At 50.4% G+C, this 18,430-nt stretch carries 14 protein-coding genes and 1 riboswitch; of the genes, 4 read left to right on the top strand and 10 right to left on the bottom strand.

The window, feature by feature from the left end; all coding sequences use genetic code 11:
• Positions 1–5 precede the first annotated feature (5 nt).
• Positions 6–2,297, bottom strand: a complete 2,292-nt coding sequence (locus tag AC1RVX_RS11275) for a UvrD-helicase domain-containing protein (RefSeq protein WP_493216693.1) — start codon at positions 2,295–2,297, stop codon at positions 6–8.
• A gap of 352 nt (positions 2,298–2,649) precedes the next feature.
• Between AC1RVX_RS11275 and dapA the strand changes: the two genes are divergently transcribed.
• A complete protein-coding gene (gene dapA, locus AC1RVX_RS11270; RefSeq protein WP_493216692.1) occupies positions 2,650–3,606 on the top strand; it encodes a 4-hydroxy-tetrahydrodipicolinate synthase in 957 nt (318 codons plus the stop codon).
• A 58-nt stretch (positions 3,607–3,664) separates the two neighbouring features.
• Here the strand turns inward: dapA and thiE are convergent, their stop codons facing one another.
• The 6 genes from thiE to AC1RVX_RS11240 form a co-directional block, all read right to left on the bottom strand.
• Entirely contained in the window at positions 3,665–4,309 is a 645-nt protein-coding gene (thiE, locus tag AC1RVX_RS11265) for a thiamine phosphate synthase (RefSeq protein ID WP_493216691.1), read from the bottom strand.
• Positions 4,306–5,124 (bottom strand): bifunctional hydroxymethylpyrimidine kinase/phosphomethylpyrimidine kinase, encoded by an 819-nt coding sequence (gene thiD / locus AC1RVX_RS11260; RefSeq protein ID WP_493216690.1) that lies wholly within the window; start codon positions 5,122–5,124, stop codon positions 4,306–4,308. The genes thiE and thiD overlap by 4 nt, the downstream gene beginning before the upstream one ends.
• Positions 5,125–5,134: 10 nt before the next feature.
• Positions 5,135–5,926, bottom strand: a complete 792-nt coding sequence (locus AC1RVX_RS11255) for a thiazole synthase (protein ID WP_493216689.1) — start codon at positions 5,924–5,926, stop codon at positions 5,135–5,137.
• Between the two features lie 205 nt (positions 5,927–6,131).
• Positions 6,132–6,332 carry a sulfur carrier protein ThiS gene (gene thiS, locus AC1RVX_RS11250; protein ID WP_493216688.1) on the bottom strand — a complete coding sequence of 67 codons (201 nt, stop codon included), beginning with the start codon at positions 6,330–6,332 and terminating at the stop codon, positions 6,132–6,134.
• 2 nt (positions 6,333–6,334) lie between these two features.
• On the bottom strand, positions 6,335–8,248 hold the full coding sequence (gene thiC / locus AC1RVX_RS11245) for a phosphomethylpyrimidine synthase ThiC (RefSeq protein ID WP_493216687.1): 1,914 nt from the start codon (positions 8,246–8,248) through the stop codon (positions 6,335–6,337).
• Positions 8,249–8,324: 76 nt separating this feature from the next.
• Positions 8,325–8,434, bottom strand: a riboswitch (TPP riboswitch).
• A gap of 65 nt (positions 8,435–8,499) precedes the next feature.
• Positions 8,500–10,503 (bottom strand): GGDEF domain-containing protein, encoded by a 2,004-nt coding sequence (locus AC1RVX_RS11240; RefSeq protein WP_493216686.1) that lies wholly within the window; start codon positions 10,501–10,503, stop codon positions 8,500–8,502.
• Positions 10,504–10,944: 441 nt separating this feature from the next.
• On the opposite strand from AC1RVX_RS11240, the gene AC1RVX_RS11235 reads away from it, so the two are divergent.
• The 3 genes from AC1RVX_RS11235 (at position 10,945) to AC1RVX_RS11225 (ending at position 14,766) form a co-directional block, all read left to right on the top strand.
• Positions 10,945–13,770 (top strand): valine--tRNA ligase, encoded by a 2,826-nt coding sequence (locus AC1RVX_RS11235; protein ID WP_493216685.1) that lies wholly within the window; start codon positions 10,945–10,947, stop codon positions 13,768–13,770.
• Positions 13,771–13,937: 167 nt separating this feature from the next.
• Positions 13,938–14,336, top strand: a complete 399-nt coding sequence (locus AC1RVX_RS11230) for a DUF2147 domain-containing protein (protein ID WP_493217104.1) — start codon at positions 13,938–13,940, stop codon at positions 14,334–14,336.
• On the top strand, positions 14,326–14,766 hold the full coding sequence (locus tag AC1RVX_RS11225; protein WP_493216684.1) for an HP1242/YdcH family protein: 441 nt from the start codon (positions 14,326–14,328) through the stop codon (positions 14,764–14,766). Before AC1RVX_RS11230 ends, AC1RVX_RS11225 begins: the two co-directional genes overlap by 11 nt.
• A gap of 11 nt (positions 14,767–14,777) precedes the next feature.
• Here AC1RVX_RS11225 and AC1RVX_RS11220 read toward each other — a convergent pair whose 3' ends face one another.
• From AC1RVX_RS11220 to AC1RVX_RS11210, 3 genes are all read right to left on the bottom strand, one after another.
• On the bottom strand, positions 14,778–15,614 hold the full coding sequence (locus AC1RVX_RS11220) for a DUF3025 domain-containing protein (protein ID WP_493217103.1): 837 nt from the start codon (positions 15,612–15,614) through the stop codon (positions 14,778–14,780).
• Positions 15,615–15,626: 12 nt separating this feature from the next.
• Entirely contained in the window at positions 15,627–16,691 is a 1,065-nt protein-coding gene (gene pyrC / locus AC1RVX_RS11215; RefSeq protein ID WP_493216683.1) for a dihydroorotase, read from the bottom strand.
• Positions 16,692–16,870: 179 nt separating this feature from the next.
• The coding region (locus AC1RVX_RS11210; RefSeq protein ID WP_493216682.1) for a beta strand repeat-containing protein at positions 16,871–18,430 on the bottom strand (1,560 nt) is incomplete at its 5' end.

Below are 18,430 nucleotides of genomic sequence, written 5' to 3'. Positions count from 1 at the left end.
AACCTTTATATTTTTTCCAGCTTGGCGATACTCAAATCCAATTCCTTCATGCCGAACTTTCCAAAATTAATTTGAGCTCGCGGGCTGCCACTACCGCCACCGCCATTGATATTCACGATCACACCTTCTCCAAACTTGGCATGCGCAACAGTCTGGCCTATGCGCCAGTTGATCTTGTCGCTATGTGCAGTGAAGCTTTGTGCAATACGGTTAGCGGCATCATCCGGGGCTTCGTCCCATGCAGATTTTTTGTTGCCAAACCAGCTCGCCTGTATTTTGGGTGATAACCACTTGACTGACTCTTCGGGTAATTCTTCCAGGAAACGGGAACGCAAGTTATAACGGGTTTGACCATGCAGCATGCGTGTTTGCGAGAAACTCAGGTACAGGCGTTTGCGCGCGCGGGTAATCGCCACATACATGAGGCGACGCTCTTCTTCGACTCCACTTTCTTCCTGCGCGCTATTCTCGTGAGGGAACAAGCCTTCTTCCAGGCCGGTAATGAAGACCGCATCAAATTCCAGACCCTTGGCTGAATGCACGGTCATCAATTGCATGGCATCCTGCCCAGCCTGTGCCTGGTTATCCCCCGCTTCCAGCGAAGCATGCGACAGGAAAGCTGACAGAGGTGACATCACCGTAGGCAAGGCAGCATCGGCATCAATGATCTGATCACCGTTCTCATTCGCCAGCAAGACAGCAGTACTGCTGGCCGGGCCGGCAAAGGCCGGCGCTTCTTTATTGAAGCCCTCTTCTGACACAAACAGGGTTGCAGCATTCACCAGCTGTTCCAGATTTTCTATGCGGTCTGCGCCTTCCTTCTCGGTCTGATAGTGTGTCAGCAAGGTGCTGACTTCCAGCACAATTTTCACCATCTCGGGTAAAGGCAGGTTCTGTGTTTCGAAGCGCGCACCTTCTATCAATTTGACGAAAGATGCCAACGAAGAACCGGCCTTGCCAGCCACATACGGCACGGCTGCATACATGGAAATATTCTGCAGCCTGGCAACATCCTGCAATTGTTCCAGCGAGCGTGCTCCAATGCCACGTGTAGGGAAGTTCACCACGCGCAGGAAAGCAGAATCATTATGCGGGTTATCCATCAACTGCAAATAGGCTATCGCATGCTTGATCTCGGCCCGTTCAAAAAAACGCTGACCCCCATATACACGATACGGTATGCCAGCCGTGAACAGTGCATGTTCAATCACGCGCGACTGCGCATTCGAACGATATAAAATCGCAATTTCGCTACGCAACGAACCTTCGCGTATCAAATTCTTGGCTTCTTCTATAATCCAGTTGGCTTCTTGTATATCGCTGCTGGCTTCCATGATACGCACTGGTTCACCGTGACCGGCATCGGTCCGCAAGTTCTTGCCAAGGCGCTTGCTATTGTGTTCGATCAACACGTTTGCACTATCCAGGATGTGGCCGTGCGAGCGGTAATTTTGTTCCAGCTTGATTAAATTTTGTACCTGGAATTCTCGCTCGAAGGAGGACATATTACCGACATTGGCACCACGGAAGGCATAGATACTCTGATCATCATCACCAACGGCAAAGACGGCTCCGCCTTTCTTGGTGCCTTCGCCCGCCATCAGTTTCAGCCATTTGTATTGCAGGTCATTGGTATCCTGAAACTCGTCGACGAGGATGTGACGGAACCTGTCCTGATAATGTTCACGCAGAGGCTGGTTACGGCTTAACAATTCATAGGTGCGCAACAGCAGTTCGGCAAAATCGACCACGCCTTCACGCTGGCATTGGGCGTCATACAAATCATACAGGCCAACCAGCTTGCGATTGAAATCATCATAGGCATCCACCTGGGCAGCACGCAAACCCTGGTCTTTGGCACCGTTGATGAAATACATCAGCGTCTTGGGCGGGAATTTTTCATCATCAATATTGTTGGCCTTCAGCAAACGCTTGATGAAGGATAACTGGTCCGCAGAATCGAGTATCTGGAAAGTCGATGGTAAACCGGCATCGCGGTGGTGTGCACGCAAGAGGCGGTTACACAGCCCATGGAAAGTGCCTATCCACATGCCACGTGTATTAATCGGCAACATGGCCGACAAACGCGTCAACATTTCTTTGGCGGCCTTGTTGGTAAAGGTCACCGCCAAAATACCTCCTGGCGACACCTGGCCGGTCTGTATCAGCCAGGCTATCCGGGTCGTCAACACACGCGTCTTGCCAGAACCGGCACCAGCTAAAATCAGGGCAGACTGTGCAGGCAGTGTCACTGCAGCAAGTTGTTCGGGATTTAAGTTATGAAGTAAATTTTGCATACGCGGATTATACGGGACTATGCAATACCTGCTTTATGCCATCCCTGAACAAGCTGAAAATTGTTGTCTGGTATAGTTTCTACCAACTTGACAGGAGATGTCCTGTGCGCAGATAATCATCTTAATCGCTATCTCATTTTCATTATGCAAACTCAAGTCAAAGATCAATTACACACACAAAGCAGCACTGCTTTGTGTATGGTCTTTGCTAAAGCCAAGAAACAGACGCTCATCTGACCGGGGCGTGCTGTCCCGTCAGGTGAGCTGACAGGATGGCAAAAACGGTTTCCTCCCTTTTGCGCTATATGTCATCTCCCTGCGGGTCTTTTTACCGGTCCACAGGAGAACAGGCATGTCCAGCAATATCAGTACCTCTAGCAATACCCAGTTTCAAGCAATGCACACTCAGCAGGCCAGGCGCAAGGATTTTTCCGGCATCTGGGTCGCTCTGGTCACGCCATTTTGTGCCAACACAGAACCAGAAGTGGATTTCCCTGCCTTGCAAGCATTGTCCAGCAAGCTTATCGCTGAAGGTGTTGCGGGCCTGGTTGTCTGCGGTTCGACTGGAGAGGCGGCTGCACTCAGTGCAGAAGAACAGTTGCAGGTGCTGGATGCTGTACTTGCTGTTGTTCCGGCCCATCAAGTCATCATGGGTTTAAGTGGTAATCATATGGGGCAAGTCTTGCACAGACTGGTGCTGACAGGGCAAAGACAGGTCGCCGGAGTGCTGGTCACACCGCCATATTACATACGACCATCACAGGCAGGCATCTTGCACTACTTTCATGAAATTGCCGATGCCTCGGCTGTGCCCGTATTGTTATATAACATACCCTACCGCACCGGCATCAACATGGAACTGCCCACCTTGCAGCAATTGGCCCGACATCCCAACATCGTCGCCATCAAGGATTGTGGTGGCAATCTGCAAGCCACCATGCAACTCATCATGGATGGAGATATTCAGGTGCTGACGGGGGAAGATCATCAGTTGCTTTCTACACTGTGTCTGGGAGGTGCCGGTGGCATACTGGCATCTGCACATTTGCGTCCCGATTTATTCCTGCGCTTGCAGGCACATGTCAATGCAGGTGAACTTGAGCGGGCCAGGGAAATTTTCTATCACTTGCTGCCTGTCATGCAGGCGCTGTTTGAAGAACCTAACCCAGCGCCACTGAAGGCCGTGCTTGCCTCCATATATACCATGCAATCTGGCTTACGTGCGCCAATGCTGATGGCCAGCAGCGCAATGCAGGAAAAGATTTTGCAGGTGTATACACGCCTACAAGATATTGAGTCAACAAACTGAGGTGGCGAGGCACGTCGTCGTACAAGCATATCCTCTGTAAGACTTACCTACCGACAGCTTACCCGGGTTTGTCAGCAAATAAGCTGGCAAATGCCAGCGCGGCCTGTTGCGGCTGTTCTGCCATATACACACTGCTGATTACCGCCACCATGTCAGCCCCCTGAACAAGCAAGGGCTGGCAGTTTTCCAGTGTCATGCCGCCGATGACGACATTCGGCACATCAAATTTTTTTACTGCCTCGGCCACTATGCTGGCAGCGGTGGTCACTGCATATTTCTTGATACGTGAAGGATAGAAGCCACCAAAGGCGATATAACTGGCACCACCTTCAACTGCAGTGCGTGCCAGTTCCAGATCACCATAGCAGGATGCGCCCAGAATTTTATCTGCACCCAACTTTGCCCTGGCATCAGCGACCGACATATCAGTGCCCCCTACATGCAAGCCGTCAGCATCAATTTCGAGGCAGAGTTCCAGATGATCGTTGATGATGAAGGGTTTGTTAAAGCTGCGGCACAATTCCAGTAAGGCCCGCGCCTGAGTTTTTCGCAGTTCCGGGCTGGCGGTTTTGTGGCGATATTGTACGATGTTCGCGCCGCCTGCGAGCGCCTGCTGCGTGATGCTGATTAACTTTTCTGTATCGTCCCAATCAGGTGTGACGACGTACAAACCACGCATTTGATAAGTACTACGCTGATTCATGATTTCTTCCCTATTTTGAAAGCTGTCTGCCGCGCTGGAATAAGCTGGCCAGCAGCGATGGCATAAGCATGTTGCAGGCTATATTGGGTATAGCTTTGTGCTCGTTGCAAAGCATCTGCCAATGTTGCTCCATTCGCCAGTTGCCCGGCTACTGCCGACGCCAGTGTGCAGCCGCTACCGTGGAATTCACCTGGCAGGCGCGGCCATTGCCATTCTTGTGCAGTCTGCCATTGCCCATGCTGGAACCAGATATTTTTCACCTGTGCTTCTGTCGCATGACCACCTTTCAGCAAGACATCGGCATGCGCGTATTCCATCAGGTTTTGCACCTGTGCCTGAAGATCACCTGCCTGAGGTGACAAACGCTTTAGCTCGGGCAGATTTGGGGTGATTAATGTCGCGACTTTCAATAGTGGCTCAATCGCTTCTACCGCATCATCCAGTGACAAACTGTCACCGTGACCGCTACCCAAGACAGGGTCGACGATAACTTGCAGATCCGGATATTGCTGCTTCATCTTTTGAATGAAACTCGCAATCGCCGTCGCATTTTTTTTGTGTGCGACGATGCCCAGCTTGATTACCTTAAACGGTATTTTGGCTGCCAGAGTCATAGCCTGCTGCAAGATGATCTGTACGTCAACGGCATGTACGGCATAGGCGTGGTCATTGTCTTGCACCGTCAATGCGGTAATCACCGGCAAGGCATGTGCGCCCTGCGCGGCTATCGCCTCAATATCAGCCTGAATACCAGCACCACCGCTGGGGTCATGCCCGGCAAACACCAGCACACAGGGACGTGTTGAGATTTTCATCAAACGACCATCAAACAATACGGCCAGCCATAGGGGATGATGGTGAAGCCGCAAACTTGCGTGGCATACGCCCAGCCAGAAAAGCCTCGCGCCCTGCTTCCACCGCTAGCCCCATGGCACGTGCCATGCGTACCGGGTCTTTGGCACCGGCAATCGCCGTATTCATCAACACCCCATCGCAACCCAGTTCCATCGCTATGGCAGCATCAGATGCGGTACCGACACCTGCATCGACCAGCACCGGCACCTTGGCCTGATCGATGATCAGCGACAGATTCCAGGGATTCAATATACCCATGCCTGAACCTATCAATGACGCCAGCGGCATGACGGCAACGCAACCTATGTCTTCCAGCATGCGCGCCTGTATCGGGTCATCGCTGCAATACACCATGACATCAAAACCATCTTGTACCAATGTCCTGGCGGCCTTCAGGGTTTCCGGCATATTCGGAAACAGGGTTTTCTCATCGCCTAACACTTCCAGCTTGCACAGCTTGTGCCCGCCTAACAATTCACGTCCCAATTGCAAGGTATAGACCGCATCTTCTGCGTTATAGCAACCGGCAGAGTTGGGCAGTATGGTGTATTTGCTGGGCGGTACCACATCCAGCAAGCTAGGTGCGTTCGGGTCTTGTCCTATGTTGACACGACGTATCGCCACCGTGATGATCTCAGCACCGCTGGCTTCTGTTGCCAGCCGGGTTTGTTCAAGATCTTTGTATTTACCGCTGCCAACCAGCAGGCGCGAGCGGTAGGTTTTGCCAGCTATGGTTAAGCCTGGCTTGTTTTCTGCGTTCATAAAATTCTTTCAAATTTGTGAGATGCAAGCAATACATCGTAGGTTGGGTTGGGCCTCGTCAGGCTACGCTTCGTCAGCCTTGTAGGTTGGGCTGCGGTTTACCAGCCCAACGCTCGGCGCATAATGAACAAATACAATATTTCATGCACAGCGTTGGGCTGATAATGCGTAGCCCAACCTACAAAAAACGAAGCCCAACCTACAATCAACCGCCACCAATAGCGCGCACAACGTCAACCTTGTCGTCCACTTGCAACCGATATTGTGCCCACTGCGACTTCGGAATAATCTGCCGGTTAACCGCGACCGCAATCGCCTGCTGCGACAGATTTAATTCTGCAATCAAATCTGCCAGCAGCGCGCTCACCAGTTGGCGTTTTTCTCCATTGAGCTGTATATCCATCATGGCTATTGCTTCTTGTAGATTTCCGCGCCGGATTTGATGAATTCAACAGCCTTGACTTCCATACCCTGCTTCAGCGCCTGGATCTCACTGATACCTTGTGCATTGGCATAGTCGCGCACTTCCTGCGTGATCTTCATCGAGCAGAAATGCGGGCCACACATGGAACAGAAATGGGCAACTTTGGCAGAATCCTTGGGCAGGGTTTCATCATGGAATTCGCGCGCTTTGTCAGGGTCAAGGCCGATGTTGAACTGGTCTTCCCAGCGGAATTCAAAGCGTGCCTTGGACAAGGCATTGTCACGTATCTGCGCGCCCGGATGGCCTTTTGCCAAGTCGGCTGCATGGGCAGCGATCTTGTAGGTAATGATGCCATCCTTGACATCCACCTTGTTAGGTAAACCCAGATGTTCTTTTGGTGTTACATAGCACAGCATGGCAGTGCCATACCAGCCGATTTGTGCGGCACCTATGCCGGACGTAATGTGGTCATAACCAGGGGCGATGTCGGTAGTCAATGGGCCCAGCGTATAGAAAGGTGCTTCATGGCATTGCTCAAGTTGCAGGTCCATGTTTTCTTTGATCAAATGCATGGGCACGTGACCGGGGCCTTCTATCATGACTTGTACATCGTGCTTCCAGGCGATCTGGGTCAACTCACCCAGGGTTTTCAATTCACCTAACTGCGCTTCATCATTGGCGTCATAGATAGAACCCGGGCGCAAGCCATCGCCCAGACTGAAGGACACGTCATATGCCTTCATGATTTCGCAGATATCTTCGAAATGCTCGTACAGGAAGCTTTCCTTATGATGTGCCAGGCACCATTTCGCCATGATGGAACCGCCGCGTGACACGATACCTGTGAGGCGCTTGGCTGTCATCGGTACATATTGCAGACGTACCCCGGCGTGGATGGTGAAATAATCGACACCTTGCTCTGCTTGTTCAATGAGTGTGTCGCGGAAGATTTCCCAGGTCAGGTCTTCTGCCTTGCCATTCACTTTTTCCAGCGCCTGATAGATAGGCACAGTACCGATAGGTACCGGTGAATTGCGGATGATCCATTCGCGGGTTTCGTGTATGTGTTTGCCGGTCGACAAATCCATCACATTGTCGCCACCCCAGCGTATCGCCCAGGTCATTTTCTCGACTTCTTCGCCAATGGAAGAAGTCACGGCAGAGTTACCAATATTGGCATTGATCTTGACCAGGAAATTACGGCCTATGATCATCGGCTCGATTTCCGGGTGATTGATATTGGCAGGGATAATGGCGCGACCACGGGCGATTTCTGAACGCACGAATTCTGACGTGATTTCTTCCGGTATCGCCGCACCAAAAGATTGACCCGGATGCTGGCGTCCCATGACTTCTGCCAGCTTGTTGCCCATGGGACCGGAGGCTTTCAGGTTTTCCAGATACTCTTTCCTGCGCAGGTTTTCGCGGATGGCGACAAATTCCATTTCTGGCGTGATGATGCCCTGACGCGCGTAATGCATTTGTGAGACATTTTTGCCCGTCAGCGCACGACGCGGCAAGCGTTTGAGGTTGAAACGCAATTCGGCCAGCTTTGGGTCATGCAGGCGGGCGATGCCATATTCGGATGTCGGACCAGCCAGTTCTTCGGTGTCATTACGCTCGGCTATCCATGCACCGCGTACGGATGCCAGGCCAGAGCGAATATCGATTTTTACTGCGGGATCGGTGTACGGGCCGGAAGTGTCATACACATAGATAGGCGGATTTTTTTCCGAGCCGAACATGGCTGGGGTATCTGACTGGCTGATTTCACGCATCGGTACACGGATATCAGGGCGGCTGCCCTGTATATAGGTTTTGCGGGAATTTGGCAGTGGCTGTATGGCTGCCTCGTCTACCGTGGCAGTAGCGGACAGGAATTGCGGGTTGGCGTTCATTTTGGCTCCTTTGCTTTGTTGGCATGGAGCCAGCAAAGGAGTTTCCAAAGTCGGGATGCACACGCTGAGGGTGGCAAGAAGTCTTCGGCAGCTTCCCTTCGCTGGCATTATCCAGATCAGGTTCGAGGGTATTTCTCACCCGACATCACTATTCATAGTGTGATGGCAGGACCCCTAGCATTTTTTCTTCGGGCCTTAAAAACAAAGCCGCGACGACGTCAGATTATACGACTTTTTTCTATACGAAGTGCTTATTTATCTTCATCGGCTAGTGTAGCCTCCGTTTCCGCTACATATCCGACAACATTGCCGGCGAGCACTTGCACTGGTCCATGTACCTCGGTCAATTCCACCATGCCTGCCTTGATTGCTGCCGATAAATCATGATCCAGCACTGGCAATGCTTCTTCATAGGCAATCAATAATTTGCTGACGCCATAGGCGCGATTACGTCCATTTACCTTGCCCAGATACAGGGCCATGTCGGCAATTTGCAAGGCTTTTTCCCAATTGCACACTGTTTCTGGAATGCCTGAAAACGGCAGACTGATAAAACCGGCCGTCAGGGTAACGGCAATCTTGACGCCACCCACTTCCACTCTATGTTCACCTATACCGCGCAGGATGCGGTCTACCAGGCTCTTCAGTTGCGCCGGATTGGAACGCGGTGAATAAATTAAAAACTCTTCACCACCCCAGCGCAACACCATATCTGTATCACGTACAGTATTGCGCAAACGTTGCGCTACTTCCATCAGCACTGCGTCGCCAGCCGCATGACCATAATTGTCATTGATGTTTTTAAAATGATCGATATCCATCAAGATCAGACAGTCTGGATTTTCCAGACTATCCTCACGGCGCTCCCCTTCCGGCAAGACTACCCTGGCCTTCATCAGATCAACGAAAGAACGGCGATTGTACAAACCCGTCAGAGGATCACGCACTGCGTGAAATTCCAGTTGCTGATTAACTTCTATTAATTTTTCATTAGTTTTACGTACCCGTTGATAGAGGAAAAAAATCACTACGCCTATCATGACTGTCACTACCGCAGCCAGCAATAAAATTATTTGCTGCAACTGGCGATTTTTAATGTCCGCATCTTTAAGCTGATTTTCACGGCCCAATAATTCAATCTGTTTTTGTCTCTGTTGTGCATTGAACTGTTCCTGCAATGTCGCCACTGCACGCGCGCGGTCTGAACGAAACAATTCATCACTGAGTTTTTGTTGCTCACGCACTGTTGCCAATGCCTCTTTATGCATGCCTGCGGTTTCGTACATCGTTCCTATTTCACTCAACAAGCTTTCCATATCCGACTTGGAACCGGTCTCCATGAAAAACTTTTTGGATTCATTGATATACGTGATGCCTTGCGCAAATTTTCTTTGACCGGCCAGTCCAAATCCTATATTGGCCTTGGCCATCGCCACGGCAAAGGGATCATCAATCTCCTGGGCTTTTTTCAGCGCTGTTCTGGCTGCTTGCTCAGCCTGATCGTATTGGTGGACGCGTAAATAATAGTCTGAAATATTACCCAGAGCAGTCGCCGCAACAACGGGCATGCCGTCGTCTGTGGCAATCTGCAAGACAGTGTTGTAAGCATCCAGCGCTTCGGCGTGCCTGCCAAGATCTGTTAATGCCAGGCCACGCGCCATCATCAGGGATGAAATAGTTTTAGGGGAATCAATTTTCGGTGTTATCGCCAATGCTTCGGTCGTCGTTTCCAATGCTTTTTCTGCATTATGCATGTTCAGATAAAGGCGGGAAATGGCTTCCATGCGGTATAGCCTGGCTTGGGCACGACGCCGTGGTATCTGGTCAGTCAACCGCAAGGCTTCCAGGCAATAAGCCAGCGACTTGTCAAAATTACCTATTGCCAGATGCACCGTGCCAAATGCGATATTCAGACGCATCAGTACTTCTGCATTGGTACTGTCACGTAAGGACTGCTGCGTATCACCCAGCTTGACCAGGGCAAGTGCAAATTTACCCTGATCCAGCAATTGAAGCGCTTCCCCGATCAAGGCCAGGGCAATCATGTCGCTATCATTATGCGCACGTGCCAACTGCATCAACTCGGCATTGGTGGCGTTTGCTTCTTTATTCTTGCCAGCGTCGTACAGAATGGTAATCAGGGTTTTCAACAATTCAGCACGCAAACCGTAATCAGCATTGGCACCAATTTTTGCATTATATGCCTGCAGCTGTCTGAGTGCAGCGGTATTGTCTTTGTCTGCCAGATCATGCATTGCTTCGATCGCTGCAAAATCGGAAGTGTTGTCGGCTCTGACCAAGTGGGGACAGGTCAGAAAAACCAGCAGCAAACTCGCTAAGCATACGCACCATTTCAAGCACTGATTTTGGTGTCGGAGCTGGAACATGCATGCCCTCATGGATATGAAGTATGTAACTTAAACAAGAAAAATTGACAAAACAGTCAAACAGACCTGAAGCAGGCAACAAGGATACGTCTTTCCAGCTGTTTTTGATATGCAGTTTAAAGTCAATGACACAATCTATTACACAAAAGAAAGATAGCAACAGATTTCACTATGCGTGACACAAGCCTGTCGCTTCATTTGTATGACACGAAAAAATTATTATTTAAATAATTTTACTTGCAGTAAAACCCGACTTCTGCACCCGGCTCATTTATAATCAAAGGTTTAGCAATCACCGCAGATCATATTATGGAATTAGCCAAGTCTTTTGAGCCCGCAGAAATCGAACAATCCTGGCGTGGCGAGTGGGAAAAACGTGGATATTTTGCCGCCACCATGGATGAAGGCAAACCTTCGTTCTGCATACAATTGCCCCCACCGAATGTCACAGGCACCCTGCACATGGGCCATGCCTTCAACCAGACCATCATGGATGGCCTGACCCGTTATTACCGCATGCGTGGTCACAATACAGCCTGGGTACCAGGCACGGACCATGCCGGTATAGCCACACAAATCGTAGTAGAACGACAACTTGATGCGCAAAAAATTTCGCGCCACGATCTGGGCCGCGAAAAATTCCTGGAAAAAGTCTGGGAATGGAAAGAAAAATCCGGCTCCACCATCACCGGCCAGATGCGTCGCATGGGTGCATCAGCCGATTGGGATCGTGAATATTTCACCATGGATGCCGAGCGTTCCAAAGTTGTGACCGATGTATTTGTCAAACTGGTAGAACAAGGCCTGATCTATCGTGGCAAACGCCTGGTCAACTGGGACCCGGTATTGGGTACGGCAGTGTCTGATCTGGAAGTCGTGTCGGAAGAAGAAGATGGCTCAATGTGGCATATCCATTATCCGTTTGCTGACGGCTCCGGCCAATTGACGGTAGCAACTACCCGTCCTGAAACTCTGTTGGGTGACGTTGCTGTTGCGGTTGACCCTACGGACGAACGCTATGTCCATCTGGTTGGCAAAATGCTCAAGTTGCCACTGACAGACCGCGAAATCCCGGTAATTGCAGATAGCTATGTTGACAAAGAATTTGGTACCGGCTGCGTGAAGATCACGCCTGCCCATGACTTCAACGATTATGCCGTCGGTCAACGTCATCATCTGGCGCAAATCAGCGTCTTGACATTGGATGCAAAGATCAATGAAAACGCCCCTGCTGTGTATCAGGGCATGGACCGTTTCGTCGCCCGCAAACAAATCGTTGCTGACCTGGATGCGCAAGGTCTGCTGGAATCGGTAAAACCACACAAACTGATGGTGCCACGTGGCGACCGTACCAATGTAGTCATCGAACCCATGCTGACAGATCAATGGTTCATGGCCATGAGCAAGCCGGCACCAGAAGGCACACATTTCCCTGGAAAATCCATTGCTGAAGTGGCGTTGGAAAAAGTCGCTGATGGTGAAATCAAATTCATCCCTGAAAACTGGACCACAACCTACAACCAGTGGCTGAACAACATCCAGGACTGGTGCATTTCACGCCAATTGTGGTGGGGGCATCAAATCCCGGCATGGTATGGTGACAATGGCGAAATCTTCGTTGCCCATGACGAAGCTGGCGCCAAAGCCAAGGCTGCTGCCGCTGGTTACACTGGCGCATTGAAGCGTGATGATGACGTGCTCGATACCTGGTTCTCATCTGCGCTGGTACCATTCTCTACCATGGGCTGGCCAGAAGAAACACCAGATATCAAACAGTTCCTGCCATCCTCGGTACTGGTCACTGGTTTTGACATCATTTTCTTCTGGGTAGCGCGCATGGTCATGATGACTACGCACTTCACTGGCAAGGTCCCGTTCAATACCGTGTATGTACATGGTCTGGTACGTGATTCCAGCGGACAGAAAATGTCCAAATCCAAGGGCAATACCCTGGACCCGATTGACCTGATTGATGGGATCAGTGTTGATGACCTGGTCGCCAAACGCACTGTTGGCTTGATGAATCCCAAGCAAGCGGCCAGCATAGAAAAAGCCACACGCAAGGAATTTTCCGATGGCATCCCCGCCTATGGTACTGATGCACTGCGCTTCACCATGGCCAGCTACGCATCGCTGGGCCGTAATATCAATTTCGATCTGGGCCGTTGTGAAGGCTATCGCAACTTCTGCAATAAATTGTGGAACGCAACCCGCTTTGTACTGATGAATACCGAAGGCAAGGATTGCGGCTTTGGTGCAGATGTTGGTGCAGCAGACCTCGACTATTCACAGGCTGACAAATGGATCATCTCAAGCTTGCAACGCGCAGAAGCAGAGATAGAAAAGGGCTTTGCCGACTACCGCTTCGACAATATTGCTTCGGCCATCTACAAATTTGTCTGGGATGAATATTGCGACTGGTATCTGGAAGTTGCCAAGGTACAGGTGCAACAGGGCAATGAAGCACAACAACGTGCCACCCGTCGCACTTTGCTGCGCGTACTTGAAGCAATCTTGCGTCTGGCTCATCCCATTATTCCTTTCGTCACCGAAGCCCTGTGGCAAACCGTTGCACCACTGGCTGGCAAGATCTTGAACCCGGCTGGCGACAGCATCATGGTTCAGCCTTATCCATTGTTTGTGGCAGAGAATGTCGACACCGCAGCCGAAGCCTGGATGCAGGCACTAAAAGCCATGACTGACGCTTGCCGCAATTTACGTGGTGAAATGCAATTGTCCCCTGCCCTGCGCGTGCCACTGCTGTTGCAAGCTGCCAATGCCGATGACAAAGCGCGCCTGCAATCTTTTGCCCCCTACCTGCAAGCGCTGGCGAAACTGTCTGAAGTAGCCGTTGTGGATGCGCTGCCAGATTCACCGGCACCGGTATCCATCGTCGGCGAATCGAAGCTGATGCTGAAGGTAGAAATCGATGTTGCAGCAGAACGTGCCCGTATCAGTAAGGAAGTCGCCCGTCTGGAAGGCGAAATCGCCAAGGCCGAAGCCAAACTGGGTAATGAAGGTTTTGTTGCCAGAGCGCCTGCACAAGTGATAGCACAAGAGAAAGAACGGGTAGCGAATTTCTCTGCCACACTGCAAAAACTGCGTGAACAACTTGGCAAATTGCCACCTGTGTAATACCTTTAGTTAAAGTAGAGACTCTAAAAATATTGTACGTGGTTAAAACTTTGCCACGTACAATAAAATCATATAAATCAGAGATCTACGTTTTTTCTTTTGGAGACAGCATGAAAAAAACAGTTCCATTCGTATTATCCGCATTCATTGCTTTAGCTGGTTTGCCAATGCTGGGACAGGCTGAAGAAAGCCCGGTCGGTCTTTGGAAGAGCATTGATGATAAATCTGGCAAGCCCAAGGCATTGATACGTATCACAGAAACCGGTGGCGAATTACAGGGCAAGATAGAGAAACTGTTTTTGGAGGCTGATGCGCCGGAAAAAAATCCCAAATGCGGCAAATGTGAAGGTGCGAACAAAGACCAGCCCATAGTCGGCATGACTATATTGACCGGCTTGAAAAAAGACGGCGATGAATACACGGGCGGCAAAATACTTGACCCAGGTAATGGCAAGCTTTACAGCAGCAAACTTAGCGTGATTGAAAACAACAAGAAACTGAATGTGCGTGGTTATATCGGTGCGCCAATATTTGGCCGTACCCAGACCTGGTTACGTGAACAATAAGTTATCTCAGTGTGTAGCAAGAAAATCAACGGGGGCCCATGGCTCCCGTTTTTCATTCACGAAACAACTTGATCTTATTGACGCATTTGTTACTGGCTTGATCCAGATCATTAGCGGCAACCGTAAATTGCTTAGTATGGTGACAAGGAAAATGTTCCTTATTCAAAACTCAGGAGTCTCCATGCAAGTCGATCATCACGCGCTGTCTACTGAATTTCCTCAATTTAAGGAAATCATTCATGAACTGAAACTTGGTAATGCCCATTTCGCAAAACTATTTGACGAATACGACGCTACCGATAAAGCCGTCAATCGCGCAGAAAACGGCAAAGAACATCTGGGCGACGCTACCTTAGAAGACTTGAAAAAACTGCGTATCAGTTTGAAAGATCAGTTATTCCAAATGCTGCAGAACAAGGCGGCTGCTTAAGCTTATTGGGACTAGCCTGCGGTCTGGTCAGATTTAAGGCGTTTTGCCCTGAACACTTGCTGATCAGCGTAAAAAGCCTGGTCCTGCTGTGGCCACCAGCCAGGCAGTCCCAGTACGGGCAAGGGGGTGTAATCTGCCGTACTCAAGGGGTGGCTGGCCAGCTGCGCAGCCACCAGTTGATCCACGTAAGCACATCTGGCAAGTGTATCCCGCTCAAAGTAGGTCTTATCAACCATTAACACCCAGGTATGCGCAGTAATGGCTTTATAGGGCTTAACTAATTTTTCCATCAAGGCATGGCCAAAACACCAGACTTCGGCAATTTGGCCGAATTTGCGTGCCTCGAATTTGTGTGCCTGTTCTACAAACGCATCCTGCCAGGCATGCGCACGCAAGGATGCAATCAATGCAGCACCTGGCTCATTATCTTCCACCACCAGCAGTGCAGCATTTTCATCGAAAATAGTGGCAGCGTCTCGCGCCGGTCCGCGTGACTTGCCTATGCCCATGGCGGCAATCTGGGCAGCCTGCAAAGCATTCAGTTGCCGCTTAATGTGCGGAAAACTCAGCCACACCAATGCGTTGAAAAAGTCATGCAAATTCTCCCTGGTAGGGACCTGTCCACTGGCGCTGATATAAGCTTCATAGGCAACACCCTCGGGTAATTCTTCCTGCGCAATGAATTGTATTGGCAGATCGCGGTGATTGAGTAAGCCGGACTGGGCACTCAATTGATTGAGCTGTGTACGCCAGTCAGCAGGGTTAGCAAACACTTTTTGTGCTGCAGGTAACACTGCTGCGTACCAGCTTTGCGACCAATCTATGTCATCAAAAAAACGTGCACTCATTGCATTCATTACTCAGACTGCACGCATTTTCCAGTGCAGGGTTTCGCCACTGTTCAGAGGAACAATACTGGTATCCGCAAATGGAAGTTCAGTTGGCATTTGCCAATCTTCACGTATCAAAGTGACTGTCGTTTTGTTGCGCGGCAACCGATAAAAATCAGGGCCATTAAAACTGGCAAAAGCCTCCAATTGATCAAGTGCGCCAGCCTGTTCAAAAGCCTGGGCATACAATTCCATTGCATGCAGCGCGGTATAACAACCGGCACAGCCGCAAGCATGTTCTTTCAAGCCTTTGGCATGTGGGGCAGAATCGGTACCCAGGAAGAAGCGTTTGCTGCCAGAGACAGCGGCTTTTACCAACGCTTGCCTGTGGGTTTCACGCTTCAGCACCGGCAAACAATAATAATGCGGACGTATACCGCCTTTGAAAATTTCATTGCGGTTATATAACAAGTGATGTGCAGTAATGGTCGCTGCAATCGGACCACTGGCTTCTGCCACATAGGCAGCTGCATCACTGGTAGTAATATGTTCAAATACCACTTTCAGTTCAGGCATGTCTTTGCGCAGTGGCTGCATGACACGCTCTATGAATACGGCTTCACGGTCAAACAAATCGATATCCGGATCAGTGACTTCGCCATGCACCAGAAAGGGCATGCCGACTTCCTGCATGGTTTCCAGCGTCTTGTAGCAATTTTTCAGGTCGGTCACACCGGCATCAGAATTGGTGGTCGCACCTGCCGGATACAACTTCACTGCATGGACAAGGCCACTGTCTTTGGCACGCCGTATTTCATCTGGTGGTGTGTTATTTGTCAGATACAGCGTCATCAGTGGCTCAAATGACATGCCGGAAGGCAGCGCCGCCAAAATGCGCTCACGATAGGCTGCGGCCTGCGCAGTGGTCGTGACTGGCGGTTTCAGATTCGGCATGATGATGGCGCGGGCAAATTGCGCTGCAGTATGTGGCAAGACGCTTGCCAGGGCAGCGCCATCGCGTACATGCAAATGCCAGTCATCTGGACGGGTGATCGTGAGTTGTTCGAGGGTATTGGCAGAAGTAGAGGCAGTCATGTTAGCTCGTATTGACAGAATACCGGCATTTTACCTTTTCCCTGACTTTTTCTCGAATTCTGGATACTGAGCCACAAATACCTGGCCCCACAAACAAACAAGCCCAACACTTTGCAGTGATGGGCTTGCTCTTGTAGCAAGGGATCGCTCCCTTGCCATGATGACGAACTAAACCAACATTAAGCGATGAAGTCGCCAGCAACGATGGAACCCGTTGTACCAGTCAATTTCACGATAAAGTCAGTTGCATCAACTGTACCAACAGTGCCACCGATGTTTTGGAAGGCGTATGTACCAGCTGCTGTACCTGCGGCTACAGTGATGATGTAAGCCTGGGTATTAGCTGCCAGCGTCGCGCCAGCTGCTGTTGCTGCTGTAGCGATGGCGGCTGCCAGAGTAGATACGTCTGCTGTAGCGATGTTCAGCGCGTTCAATGTTGTTGCTGCAGTGCCTGTTTTGAACACGTCAGCGCCAGCAGCTTTGAAGTTGCCGATGGTGTCCATGGAGCCAATCACAGAACCGACTGCAATCGTATCAGCACCTGTTTGTGTTGTGGACAGGTTGATTGTATCCGCGCCAGAACCGCCTGTGATAGTAGCTGCGCCTGTACCTGTACCCAAGATATTCAGAGTCTGACCACCAGTACCCAGGGTGACATTATTGATTGCAGTTGCAGCAGACTTGGTGAAGTTCAAGGTCACGCCAGCACCGTTTTCATTAGTCACAGTCCAGGCAGCATTGGTACCACCAGTCACGTTCACGGTTTCAACGCCAGTTACTTTGGCAGACATATCCAGCGCGGCAGTCACAGCACCAACGTTCAGGATGTCAGCACCAGCACCGCCATTGATACCATTGGCAGCAACGGTTGCTGTGATGATGGCATCACCAACATTGAATGTGTCTGCACCAGTACCACCAGTAACAGAGATCAAACCAGCCGCTGCTGTGAAGGTATTCGCACCATTCGCCAGAGTATAGTTTTCTACAGTAGCGTTACCTGCGATAGTACCTGCAGTTGAGAAAGTGAAATTATTGGTGCCTGTTGCAGTAATCGATGTGAAAGCAGCATATTGTGCGGTAGTCAGCGTGATGCCCGCATTGCTTGCAACGACCAGGCTTTCGAAGCCAGTGATATTCGCAGCAGCAATATTTGACAAGTCAACCAGACTCAAGATGTCTGAAGTGCCAGCACCTGCTGTAAATGTACCACTGTAAGTTTTACCTTCCATAGTCAGGGTATTATTACCAGTACCCAGATTCACATTGCCGGCCAGCATGGAACTGCCGGAATTGGCCAGGAAGACGCGGTCGTTACCTGTGCCACCGTTGACAGTAGTGACACCTGATGTCGCAACGTTAAAGTACACATCAGTCGACGTATTGTCTGTTGCCAGTGTCTTGATGTTAGTGATGGTGTTGCCGCCGCCGATAACGATACTGCCACCGCCTGTGAAGGTAATGGTGTCTGTATCACCGTTATTACCGTTGATGGTAGTACCAACAAAAGCTGCTGCTGCACCTGTGAAGTTGTCGTTCACACCTGCGACACTGTTGAATACACCGCCTGCTGTCAGAGCGATAGGAGCCAATGCCTGGCCACCACCGTTAGTTGGAGAAGTACCTACTGTACCTGCCGTCACCACCGCGCCACCCGAAACAACAATCGCATTGGAAGTAGTGATGTTGTTCACACCACCGCCAGTCGCATTCGAAGAAGAAGTCACGTCATACACCAG

The sequence above is a fragment of the Undibacterium sp. GW821-FHT11B02 genome (assembly GCF_058808955.1).
The sequence above is the reverse complement of the archived record's forward strand: the minus strand, read 5'-3'. Positions and strand labels throughout refer to the sequence as shown.

Excerpts from the sequence above, each read along its gene's own strand:
- AC1RVX_RS11275 (WP_493216693.1), bottom strand. The coding sequence starts at position 2,297 with ATGCAAAATTTACTTCATAACTTAAATCCCGAACAACTTGCTGCAGTG.
- dapA (WP_493216692.1), top strand. The coding sequence starts at position 2,650 with ATGTCCAGCAATATCAGTACCTCTAGCAATACCCAGTTTCAAGCAATG.
- thiE (WP_493216691.1), bottom strand. The coding sequence starts at position 4,309 with ATGAATCAGCGTAGTACTTATCAAATGCGTGGTTTGTACGTCGTCACA.
- thiD (WP_493216690.1), bottom strand. The coding sequence starts at position 5,124 with ATGAAAATCTCAACACGTCCCTGTGTGCTGGTGTTTGCCGGGCATGAC.
- AC1RVX_RS11255 (WP_493216689.1), bottom strand. The coding sequence starts at position 5,926 with ATGAACGCAGAAAACAAGCCAGGCTTAACCATAGCTGGCAAAACCTAC.
- thiS (WP_493216688.1), bottom strand. The coding sequence starts at position 6,332 with ATGATGGATATACAGCTCAATGGAGAAAAACGCCAACTGGTGAGCGCG.
- thiC (WP_493216687.1), bottom strand. The coding sequence starts at position 8,248 with ATGAACGCCAACCCGCAATTCCTGTCCGCTACTGCCACGGTAGACGAG.
- AC1RVX_RS11240 (WP_493216686.1), bottom strand. The coding sequence starts at position 10,503 with ATGCATGATCTGGCAGACAAAGACAATACCGCTGCACTCAGACAGCTG.
- AC1RVX_RS11235 (WP_493216685.1), top strand. The coding sequence starts at position 10,945 with ATGGAATTAGCCAAGTCTTTTGAGCCCGCAGAAATCGAACAATCCTGG.
- AC1RVX_RS11230 (WP_493217104.1), top strand. The coding sequence starts at position 13,938 with ATGCTGGGACAGGCTGAAGAAAGCCCGGTCGGTCTTTGGAAGAGCATT.
- AC1RVX_RS11220 (WP_493217103.1), bottom strand. The coding sequence starts at position 15,614 with ATGAGTGCACGTTTTTTTGATGACATAGATTGGTCGCAAAGCTGGTAC.
- pyrC (WP_493216683.1), bottom strand. The coding sequence starts at position 16,691 with ATGACTGCCTCTACTTCTGCCAATACCCTCGAACAACTCACGATCACC.